Raw genomic sequence first — 11,171 nt, forward strand, 5'->3', positions numbered from 1 at the left:
GGAAAGACAGCCTATAGTTGATCTTTGCGCTCCCAGACAAATCTATGCCTTCATATTGCGGTCGGCTTTGCGTGCTCAAGCCACCTTGAGGCATACCTCGTTCAAACTGAGGGTCTGGGGAGCGTACTCGGAATTCATTACTAACAGTGACTAGACCTGACGGGGTCTACGGAGGTTATTTCCTTGGCTGCTGCGCGCAACGCAACCACCAACTCACCCAAGAACGGCCGCGCTGCAGGGCGTCTGTCGTTCGCAAAGATCACAGACAATCTGACGGTCCCGGACCTGCTCGCCTTGCAGACGGAGTCCTTCGATTGGCTTGTCGGAAACGACAAGTGGAAGAAGCGTGTCGAAGAAGGTCAGGCGCAAGGTCGCCAGGACCTCCCGACCCGCACCGGGCTCGACGAGATCTTCGAAGAGATCTCCCCGATCGAGGATCTCGGCGAAACGATGCAGCTGTCGTTCACCAACCCCGAGCTCGAGCCTGAGAAGTACACCATTGACGAGTGCAAGGAAAAGGGCAAGACCTATTCCGCACCCCTCTATGTGAACGCTGAGTTCATGAACCACCTCACCGGTGAGATCAAGACCCAGACCGTGTTCATGGGTGACTTCCCGCTGATGACCCCCAAGGGCACCTTCGTGATCAACGGCACCGAGCGTGTCGTCGTTTCACAGCTCGTGCGCTCGCCCGGTGTGTACTTCAACCGTGAGCAGGAGAAGACCTCCGACAAGGACATCTACTCCGCCCGCGTCATCCCGAGCCGTGGAGCCTGGCTCGAATTCGAGATCGACAAGCGCGACCAGGTCGGCGTTCGCATCGACCGCAAGCGCAAGCAGTCCGTAACCGTGTTCCTCAAGGCACTCGGCCTCACGAGCGAGCAGATCCTCGAAGAGTTCAAGGGCTTCGCGTCCATCGAGCTCACCCTTGAGAAGGACAACATCCTCACCAAGGAAGAAGCCCTCAAGGACATCTACCGCAAGCTGCGCCCGGGAGAGCAGGTCGCCGCCGAGGCAGCCCGCGCGCTCCTCGACAACTTCTTCTTCAACTCCAAGCGTTACGACCTGGCCAAGGTTGGTCGTTACAAGATCAACCGCAAGCTCGGCATCGAAGCGCCGCTCAGCTCTTCCGTGCTGACGCTCGAGGACATCCTCGCCACGATCAAGTACCTGGTTGCCCTTCACGACAACCAGACCACGATCTCCGGCATCCGTGAGGGCGTCCCCACCGACATCCGCATCGACATCGACGACATCGACCACTTCGGCAACCGTCGTATCCGCGCCGTCGGCGAGCTCATCCAGAACCAGGTCCGCACCGGCCTGTCCCGCATGGAGCGCGTCGTCCGCGAGCGCATGACCACGCAGGACATCGAAGCGATCACCCCGCAGACCCTGATCAACGTGCGCCCCGTCGTCGCCGCGATCAAGGAGTTCTTCGGAACCAGCCAGCTGTCGCAGTTCATGGACCAGAACAACCCGCTCGCCGGCCTCACGCACAAGCGCCGCTTGTCCGCGCTCGGCCCGGGTGGTCTGTCCCGTGACCGCGCCGGCGTCGAGGTGCGAGACGTTCACCCCTCGCACTACGGCCGCATGTGCCCGATTGAAACCCCAGAAGGCCCGAACATCGGCCTGATCGGTTCGCTCGCCTCGTTCGCGCGGATCAACGCCTTCGGATTCATCGAGACCCCGTACCGTCGTGTCGTCGACGGCGTCATCACGACGACCATCGACTACCTGACCGCGAGCGAAGAAGACGAGTTCATCGTCGCCCAGGCCAACGCGCCGCTGACCAAGGACGCCCGGTTCGCCGAGCCCCGGGTCCTCGCACGTAAGAAGGGTGGCGAGGTCGACCTCTTCCCCGCAGAAGACATCGGCTACATGGATGTCTCCCCGCGCCAGATGGTGTCCGTCGCGACCTCCCTCATCCCGTTCCTCGAGCACGACGATGCGAACCGCGCCCTCATGGGTGCGAACATGCAGCGCCAGGCCGTTCCTCTCCTCATGAGTGACAGCCCGCTCGTCGGTACCGGCATGGAGGTCTTCGCGGCCATCGACGCCGGCGACGTCATCACCGCCGACAAGTCGGGTGTGGTGATGGAGGTTTCGGCCGACGTCGTCACCATCCAGCTTGACGAGGGTGGCACGCAGGACTACTACATGCGTAAGTTCGCGCGCTCCAACCAGGGCACGAGCTACAACAACCGCGTCATGGTCACCGCAGGTGAGCGGATCGAAGCCGGCGAGGTCATCGCCGACGGTCCCGCCACCGACAACGGAGAGCTCGCCCTCGGTAAGAACCTCCTCGTGGCATTCATGCCGTGGGAAGGCTACAACTACGAGGACGCGATCATCCTGAGCCAGAACCTGGTCAAGGACGACACCCTCTCCTCGATTCACATCGAGGAATACGAGGTCGACGCCCGCGACACCAAGCTCGGCAAGGAAGAGATCACCCGCGACCTGCCGAACGTCTCCCCGGACCTGCTTGCAGACTTGGACGAGCGTGGCATCATCCGCATCGGCGCCGAGGTTCGCCCCGGCGACATCCTGGTCGGAAAGGTCACGCCGAAGGGCGAGACCGAGCTTTCCGCCGAGGAACGCCTGCTGCGCGCCATCTTCAACGAGAAGAGCCGCGAAGTTCGCGACACCTCGCTCAAGGTGCCCCACGGTGAGCGCGGAACGATCATCGGCGTCAAGGTGTTCGACTCGCAGGATGGCGACGACGAGCTCGGCTCTGGCGTCAACCAGCGTGTTGCCGTCTTCATCGCCCAGAAGCGCAAGATCACCGAGGGTGACAAGCTCGCCGGCCGTCACGGCAACAAGGGTGTTATTTCCCGCATCCTGCCGATCGAGGACATGCCGTTCCTCGCAGACGGTACCCCGGTCGACATCATCCTCAACCCGCTCGGTATCCCCGGTCGCATGAACTTCGGCCAGGTGCTCGAAACGCACCTCGGCTGGATTGCGAAGCAGGGCTGGGACGTGGAAGGCAAGCCCAAGTGGGCCGCCAACCTGCCCGAGCAGGCGCACCACGCCACACCGAACACCAAGGTCTCCACCCCGGTGTTCGACGGTGCGTTCGAGATCGAGATCGAGGGTCTCCTCGACTCGACGACGAAGACCCGCGACGGCGTGCGACTGATCGACTCCACCGGAAAGACGCAGCTGTTCGACGGCCGCTCCGGCGAGCCGTTCCCGAACCCGATCTCGGTCGGCTACATGTACATCCTGAAGCTGCACCACCTCGTCGACGACAAGATCCACGCTCGTTCGACCGGTCCGTACTCCATGATCACGCAGCAGCCGCTGGGTGGTAAGGCGCAGTTCGGTGGACAGCGATTCGGTGAGATGGAGGTCTGGGCGCTCGAGGCATACGGTGCCGCGTACGCCCTGCAGGAGCTCCTGACCATCAAGAGCGACGATATCCTCGGCCGCGTCAAGGTGTACGAGGCCATCGTCAAGGGTGAGAACATCCAGGAGCCCGGCATCCCCGAGAGCTTCAAGGTCCTCATCAAGGAAATGCAGTCGCTGTGCCTGAACGTCGAGGTGCTGTCCTCGGACGGAACCGCCGTCAGCCTGCGCGACACGGATGACGAGGTGTTCCGCGCTGCGGAAGAGCTCGGCATCAACATTTCCACCCGCTTCGAATCATCCTCGATCGACGACATCTAGGGCCGGGCAGAATGACAAATACTCCGAACACTCTTCAAGGAGAGAAATTGCTCGACGTAACCACGTTTGACGAGCTTCGAATTGGCCTGGCGACCGCAGACGACATCCGTCGCTGGTCGCACGGTGAGGTCAAGAAGCCCGAAACCATCAACTACCGCACGCTCAAGCCGGAAAAAGACGGCCTGTTCGGCGAGCAGATCTTCGGACCGTCCCGGGACTGGGAATGCTCATGCGGTAAGTACAAGCGAGTTCGCTTCAAAGGCATCGTCTGCGAGCGTTGTGGCGTAGAGGTCACCAAGTCGTCGGTGCGTCGTGAGCGGATGGGCCACATCGAGCTCGCCGCCCCCGTCACTCACATCTGGTACTTCAAGGGAGTCCCCTCCCGTCTCGGCTACCTGCTGGACATGGCACCGAAGGACCTCGAAAAGGTCATCTACTTCGCTGCGTACATGGTCATCACGGTCGACGAAGACGGCCGTCACCAGGACATGCCGGGCCTTGAGAACGAGCTTCGCCTCGAGATCAAGACCCTCGAAGGCCAGCGCGATTCCCGGATCGCCGACCGCCTCGTCCGCCTCGAAACCGACCTCGCCGCACTTGAGGCCGAGGGCGCCAAGAGCGACCAGAAGAAGCGCACCAAGGACGCCGCCGAGAAGGAAATGGGGCAGGTCCGCAAGTCCCTCGACGAGCAGATCGCGCACCTCGAGCGCGTGTGGGAAGACTTCCGCACCCTCAAGGTCGGCGACCTCAAGCCCGAGGACAGCGTCTTCCACGAGCTCCAGGACCGTTTCGGCATGTACTTCGAGGCCTACATGGGCGCCGAAGCCATCAAGAAGCGCCTGCTGGCCTTCGACCTGGTCACCGAGAGCGAAAACCTGCACCTGCAGATCGCCGAGGGCAAGGGTCAGAAGAAGATCCGCGCCATCAAGCGTCTCCGCGTGGTCAACGCCTTCATCATGACCGGCAACTCGCCGGCCGCGATGGTGCTCGACGTCGTCCCGGTCATCCCGCCCGAACTGCGCCCGATGGTGCAGCTCGACGGTGGCCGTTTCGCCACGAGCGACCTCAACGACCTCTACCGTCGTGTGATCAACCGCAACAACCGCCTGCGTCGCCTCCTTGACCTCGGTGCCCCCGAGATCATCGTGAACAACGAGAAGCGGATGCTGCAGGAAGCTGTCGACGCACTGTTCGACAACGGTCGTCGCGGCCGTCCCGTCACGGGTACTGGCAACCGTGCCCTCAAGTCCCTGAGCGACATGCTCAAGGGCAAGCAGGGTCGTTTCCGCCAGAACCTCCTCGGCAAGCGCGTCGACTACTCCGGCCGTTCGGTCATCGTCGTCGGCCCGCAGCTCAAGCTGCATCAGTGTGGTCTGCCCAAGCAGATGGCACTCGAGCTGTTCAAGCCGTTCGTGATCAAGCGCCTGATCGACCTGAGCCACGCTCAGAACATCAAGGCCGCCAAGCGCATGGTCGAACGTTCACGCCCGCAGGTCTGGGACGTGCTCGAGGAGATCATCCGCGAGCGCCCCGTGCTGCTGAACCGTGCGCCCACCCTGCACCGCCTGGGCATCCAGGCCTTCGAGCCTCAGCTCGTCGAGGGTAAGGCCATCCAGCTGCACCCGCTCGTGTGTGCGGCGTTCAACGCCGACTTCGACGGTGACCAGATGGCAGTGCACCTGCCGCTGTCCATGGAGGCCCAGGCCGAAGCGCGCATCCTGATGCTCGCCTCGAACAACATCCTGAAGCCGTCCGACGGCCGCCCGGTGACCCTGCCCACCCAGGACATGATCATCGGTCTGCACCACCTCACGACGCTCAAGGAAGGCGTGATCGGCGAAGGCCGCTCGTTCTCCTCGATCGCCGAGGCGATCCTGGCCTTCGACCAGAAGAAGGGCGAAAACCAGGGCCTCGACCTCAACGCCAAGGTACGCATCCGTCTGACGGACAAGTACTTCGAAGAGGGCACCCAGCCGGAAGGCGTGGAACTCGTCAACGGCCAGGCCGTCGGTACCGTGCTGGTGAACACCACGCTCGGCCGCGCGATCTTCAACGAGGCCATGCCGGTCGACTACCCGTACTTCGAAAAGGTGGCCGACAAGGGCAGCCTCTCGGCGATCGTCAACGACCTCGCCGAGCGGTACCCGAAGGTGGAAGTTGCCGCGACGCTTGACCGCGTCAAGGACGCCGGTTTCTACTGGGCCACCCGGTCCGGTGTGACCGTCGCGCTCAGCGACATCCTCACCCCGCCGGACAAGCCCGAGATCGTGGCTCGCTACGAGAAGCTCGCCGCCAAGGTGCAGTCGCAGTTCGAGAAGGGTCTCACGACCGACCTCGAGCGCCGTCAGGAACTCATTCAGATCTGGACGAAGGCGACGGAAGACGTCGCCGAGGCCATGCAGAAGAACTTCCCGAAGGACAACACCATCAACCGCATGGTCACGTCCGGTGCTCGTGGTAACTGGCTGCAGGTGCGTAACATCGCCGGCATGCGAGGCCTCGTGAACAACCCGAAGGGTGAGATCATCCCTCGCCCGATCATCTCGAGCTACCGCGAAGGCCTGTCCGTCGCCGAGTACTTCATTGCTACTCACGGTGCCCGTAAGGGTCTGGCCGACACCGCCCTCCGTACCGCCGACTCCGGGTACCTCACCCGTCGTCTCGTGGACGTCTCGCAGGATGTCATCATCCGCGAAGACAACTGTGGAACGACCAAGGGCCTCGAGTTGCCGATCGCGATCGTCGACCCGCTCGGTAACCTGGTTCGCCACCCCAACGTGGAGAACGCGGTCTACGCCCGCAGCCTGGCCGCAGCCGCGGTCAACGCCGCAGGCGAGGTCGTCGCCGAAGCCGGAGACGACGTCGGAGACGTGCTGATCGAGAAGCTGGTCGAGGCCGGCATCGAGACCATCAAGGTGCGTTCCGTGCTGACGTGTGAGTCTGCCGTCGGTGTGTGTGCGGTCTGCTACGGCCGTTCGCTCGCGACCGGCCTGCTCGTGGACATCGGAGAGGCCGTCGGCATCATCGCCGCACAGTCGATCGGTGAGCCCGGCACGCAGCTGACCATGCGTACCTTCCACACCGGTGGTTCGGCATCCGCTGACGACATCACCCAGGGTCTGCCGCGCGTCCAGGAGCTCTTCGAAGCACGTACCCCCAAGGGTGCGTCGCCCATCGTCGACACTGCCGGACGCATCACGATCGAGGACACCGACCGCAGCCGGAAGGTCATCCTGACCCCCGACAACGGCGACGAGCCGATCGCGTACCCGGTGCTCAAGCGCTCCACCCTCCTCGTCGAGGATGGCCAGCACGTCGAGCTCGGCACGCAGATCATCATCGGCGCCGTCGACCCGAAGGAAGTTCTTCGCGTCAAGGGTGTCCGGGCCGTGCAGAAGCACATCGTCGGTGGCGTCCAGGACGTCTACCGTTCGCAGGGTGTGCCGATCCACGACAAGCACATCGAGGTCATCGTCCGCCAGATGCTCCGCAAGGTCACCGTCGTCGAACACGGCGACACCGGCCTGCTCCCCGGCGAGCTCGTCGACCGGTTGAAGTACAACGAACTCAACCGTGCGGCACTCACCGAGGGCAAGAAGACGGCATCCGCTCGTCAGGAAGTCATGGGTATCACCAAGGCGTCCCTGGCGACCGAGTCCTGGCTGTCGGCCGCTTCCTTCCAGGAAACCACCCGGGTTCTCACCCAGGCGGCAATGGAAGGCAAGAGCGACCCGCTGATGGGCCTCAAGGAGAACGTCATCATCGGAAAGCTGATCCCGGCGGGCACCGGACTGCCCCGTTACCGCGACGTCACCGTCGAGGCAACGGAGGAGGCCAAGGCCGAGCGTTACCCGAACCGCATCTTCACCGATGATGCCGCGTTCAACGAGGGTGACCTGAGCTTCGTCGACTTCGACAGCTTCTCGTCCGACGACTTCACGCCCGGTACCTACAAGTAGCGTGTAGTCCTCACCAACGGATGCCCCTCTCGCCTCGGCGAGGGGGGCATCCGTCGTTAACGCCCCGTCGCTGGAGCGCCGACGACACTCGGCGCGCAGGGCGGTTCTCGAGGGAAGCGGTGGTGTGCCGCGCTGGGCCGCGCCGGGTACCCTGTGAGGGGGGCGCAGGTATTTCCGTGTCTCGCGAGCACGAGGGCAGCATGCAACTACTACTGGCACGCATCAGCGCGGCCGTCACCGGGGCGATGGGACTCGTCGTGCTCGCAGGCTGGTATCTCGGCGCGAGCACCCTGCCGGCCCCTGGGCGATGAAGCCGACGCCGGCCCTGGCTCTCATCATGCTGTCGCTGGCCCTGTTCCTGCTCGAGCGGCGTCGGGTGGCACTGGTCCTGGGGCTCGCCGTCGCTCTGCTCGGCGCCCTCACCCTTTCCGAAGACATTCTGGGCGTGACGCTCGGCGTCGACCGGCTGCTGCCGGGCATCGCCTTCGGCGGTCAGGATCCGCGCATGGCGCCGGCGACGGCCGTTTTACTGATTCTTCTGGGCCTCGCCGTCTGCGCGAGCCTGCTGCCGCGGGCGTCCTGGATGCTCGGCCTCGCCTTAGGCTCGCTGACCGTGAGCCTGCTCGCATTGCTCGGTTACGCCTATGGGGTGTCCTCGCTCTACTCCGTGGGCGGGTACACGAGCATGGCTCTCATCACCGCTCTCGCGGTGGCGTTCGAGTCGGTCTCGATCCTTCTCACCCGGCCCGACAACGGCCTCGTCGGATTGCTGCGCGACCCGGGTAGCTCAGGGCGGCTGCTCCGACCCGTCGTTCCGCTCCTCCTGCTCGGCCCCTTCGTGCTGGGCTGGCTGCGACTCTGGGGCCAGCGACAGGGCTGGTTCGACACGGTGCTCGGTGTCGCCTTCCTGATCGCCACGATGACGGTGGTCGGCATCGGCCTGAGCTGGGTGGCCGCCCGGAGGCTCCGCGACCTCGACCGGCAGCGCGACGCCGCCATGGTCGCGATGGACGCGGCCAACCACGCCCTCGAGACGGCGGTGGACAGGCGCACCCGCGAGCTCGCGAAGGTCGCAGACACGCTGCACACGCTCGTCGCGATCGCCCCGGTGGGCATCGTGCAGATGGACGCGGCCGGCGGACTTCTCAGCGCCAACGACCAGTGGCACGCCCTGAGCGGCCTCACCAGGGTTCAGTTCCAGCGCGGCGGTATGGCCACAGCCATCCACCCCGACGATACCGAACGCGTGCAACGCGACTGGGCTGCCGCGATTGCCGCCGGGGCTGCGTACGAGACGATGATGCGCTTCCGCACCCCCGGCGGTCAGGTCAACTGGGTACAGGTGAGCACCGCGCCGATCCGGGACGCCGGTCAGGTCACCGGGCACATGGCCACCGTCACAGACGTGACCGCGCTCCACGCTGCGGAACAGGCGGTCTCGGCCGCGCGGGCGCGATTCGAGGCGGCGTTCGCGTCGTCACCGCTCGGCACGGCGATCGTGGATCTCGACGGCAGGGTGGTGGCAGCCAACCCGCGGCTGTTCGAGCTCGCCGGGCCGGCATCCGTTGTCGTCGGCCAGCACATCGAGGCCATCTTCATGCCGCTCGATGCCGGAGCGCGCGGCGCTCGCACGTCGGAGGTGTTCGACGGGCCCTCCACGCGGCAGCGCATGGACCGCCGGATGCTCCGGGTCGACGACGAGGAAACGTGGGTCAAGGTGAGCATCGCCGAGATCCCCGCGGGGGAGCAGGCTGGCGCGCTGCTGTACCAGGTGGAGGACATCACCGCCCGCCGCCTCGCCGAGGCCCGAGTGGAGCACCTCGCATTCCACGACCCGCTGACCAACCTGCCCAATCGCCTGCTGCTTCTCGACCGGCTCAACCAGGCCCTGTTGCAGTCATCACGGCACGGGCACGGCGTGGCCGTGCTGTTCATCGACCTGGACCGGTTCAAGTTCGTCAACGACAGCCTTGGCCACCACATCGGGGACGCCGTGCTGGCTGAGGTCGGGGTGCGGCTCCGGCAGCAGGCGCGGGCCACCGATACGGTATCCCGGATCGGCGGAGATGAATTCGTGATCATCTGTCCGGGCGTCGACAGCAGCCAGGACGTGCACACACTGGCCCACAACCTGCAGCGCTCAATCGCCGAACCGATCCGGATCGGCGACCTCGTCGCATCCGTCGACGCGAGTATCGGCATCGCCTTCGGCCTCGGCCACGACGACGCGGAGGCGCTACTCCGCAACGCGGACCAGGCCATGTACTCGGCCAAGGGTCGGGGCCGGGCCCGCTACGAGGTCTTCGACGACGACCTGCGCGGCCGCATCGACCGGCGGCTGGACACCGAGCTCGCCCTCCGCGACGCCGTCGAGCTCGGCGAGATCGAGACCTGGTACTAGCCGATCGTCGATCTCCAGGAGAACACGGTCGTCGCCACCGAGGCTCTCGCCCGATGGCGCCGCCCCGAGCGCGGCATCGTCTACCCTGGCGAGTTCATCGCGATCGCAGAAGAAGTCGGGTTGATCAAGGGCATCGGCGTGACCGTTCTCGGTCAGGCCTGCCGGGCGGCCGTGACCCTCGACGGCGGCCTCGCGGTGAGTGTCAATGTCTCTCCACGACAGTTCGCGCAGGACGACTTCGGCGTCGTTGTCAGACGTGCGCTGGCGGAGAGCGGGTTGCCTCCCGAGCGCCTCTGGATCGAACTGACGGAGAGCGCCGTGCTCGAGGCGATCGACTCCGCGGCCCGGACCTTCCAGGAGCTGAGGGAACTGGGTGTCAAACTGGCGATCGACGACTTCGGCACCGGCTATTCCTCCTTCACGCACCTCCGCGCCTTCACCGTCGACCTGCTCAAGATCGACCTCACCTTCGTGCGCGACCTCGAACGCTCCGAACACGACCGGGCGATCGTCGAGGGCATCCTGCGCCTTGCCGATTCGCTCGGACTCGACGTCGTCGCCGAGGGCATCGAGACGGCAGGCCAACGCGACCTGCTCCGGTCCATGGGCTGCCGCTACGGGCAGGGCTACCTCTTCTCCAGGCCGGACCCGTCACCGCTGCCCGTCGTGAGCTTCGACAGCTGACCGACGGGCGCCAGCGGAGGATCGTCCGCACCGGTCCGGCAATCTGTAGCGGTCAGCCGCGCGATCTTCCTGAGTTAGCCACCGGAAGGCCGCGCTCAGGCGGCCGGCGGGGTGGGGACGGCGCCTGGCCACGTGCCCAGGTATGCGGGACTGTCGAGCTAGACGCTGTTCACCCCGGTCTGGGCCGGGTACTCGACCCCGGCGAGCAGGTTGGCCTGCGGCTGCAGGTCGAGGGTCCTGCCGTGGTTGCGCACGGTCAGGGTCAGCTCGGCGGGCTGGCTGTCGAACGAGGTCGCCCAGCCAACCCTGAGGACGTAGTCGAGCACGCCGGGGGCCGCTAGCTGTACTGAGTTATGACGTTGGTGACACTCGGCTGATGGGGGTTGTTCCGATGCCGGAGTGGATGCGTTCAGTGTTGTAGTAGTTGAGCCAGGGTGCAAGCGCTGCTGCGC

The 11,171-nt window shown here is 64.9% G+C and carries 6 protein-coding genes and 1 pseudogene; 5 read left to right on the forward strand and 2 right to left on the reverse strand.

The window, feature by feature from the left end; genetic code table 11:
• Positions 1–183 precede the first annotated feature (183 nt).
• The 5 genes from rpoB to E3O50_RS08255 all read left to right on the forward strand — a co-directional run bounded on the left by rpoB (position 184) and on the right by E3O50_RS08255 (position 10,719).
• Positions 184–3,675: a DNA-directed RNA polymerase subunit beta gene (gene rpoB, locus E3O50_RS08240; protein ID WP_134560829.1), complete on the forward strand. Its 3,492-nt coding sequence runs from the start codon at positions 184–186 to the stop codon at positions 3,673–3,675.
• A 47-nt stretch (positions 3,676–3,722) separates the two neighbouring features.
• On the forward strand, positions 3,723–7,634 hold the full coding sequence (locus tag E3O50_RS08245; RefSeq protein ID WP_134449705.1) for a DNA-directed RNA polymerase subunit beta': 3,912 nt from the start codon (positions 3,723–3,725) through the stop codon (positions 7,632–7,634).
• A 176-nt stretch (positions 7,635–7,810) separates the two neighbouring features.
• On the forward strand, positions 7,811–7,945 hold the full coding sequence (locus E3O50_RS19800) for a hypothetical protein (protein ID WP_277870867.1): 135 nt from the start codon (positions 7,811–7,813) through the stop codon (positions 7,943–7,945).
• Complete coding sequence (locus E3O50_RS08250; RefSeq protein ID WP_134560830.1) at positions 7,942–10,035, forward strand: diguanylate cyclase; 2,094 nt, start codon at positions 7,942–7,944, stop codon at positions 10,033–10,035. The genes E3O50_RS19800 and E3O50_RS08250 overlap by 4 nt, the downstream gene beginning before the upstream one ends.
• 3 nt (positions 10,036–10,038) lie before the next feature.
• Positions 10,039–10,719 (forward strand): EAL domain-containing protein, encoded by a 681-nt coding sequence (locus E3O50_RS08255; RefSeq protein ID WP_134560831.1) that lies wholly within the window; start codon positions 10,039–10,041, stop codon positions 10,717–10,719.
• 158 nt (positions 10,720–10,877) lie between these two features.
• On the opposite strand, the gene E3O50_RS19115 is transcribed toward E3O50_RS08255, so the two are convergent.
• Both E3O50_RS19115 and E3O50_RS08260 read right to left on the reverse strand, forming a co-directional pair.
• Complete coding sequence (locus E3O50_RS19115; RefSeq protein ID WP_166790721.1) at positions 10,878–11,045, reverse strand: hypothetical protein; 168 nt, start codon at positions 11,043–11,045, stop codon at positions 10,878–10,880.
• Positions 11,046–11,070: 25 nt separating this feature from the next.
• Positions 11,071–11,171: pseudogene (locus E3O50_RS08260) on the reverse strand (IS481 family transposase); the annotation flags it as partial.

This window comes from Cryobacterium sp. MDB1-18-1, assembly GCF_004402735.1.
Taxonomy (GTDB): domain Bacteria; phylum Actinomycetota; class Actinomycetes; order Actinomycetales; family Microbacteriaceae; genus Cryobacterium; species Cryobacterium glucosi.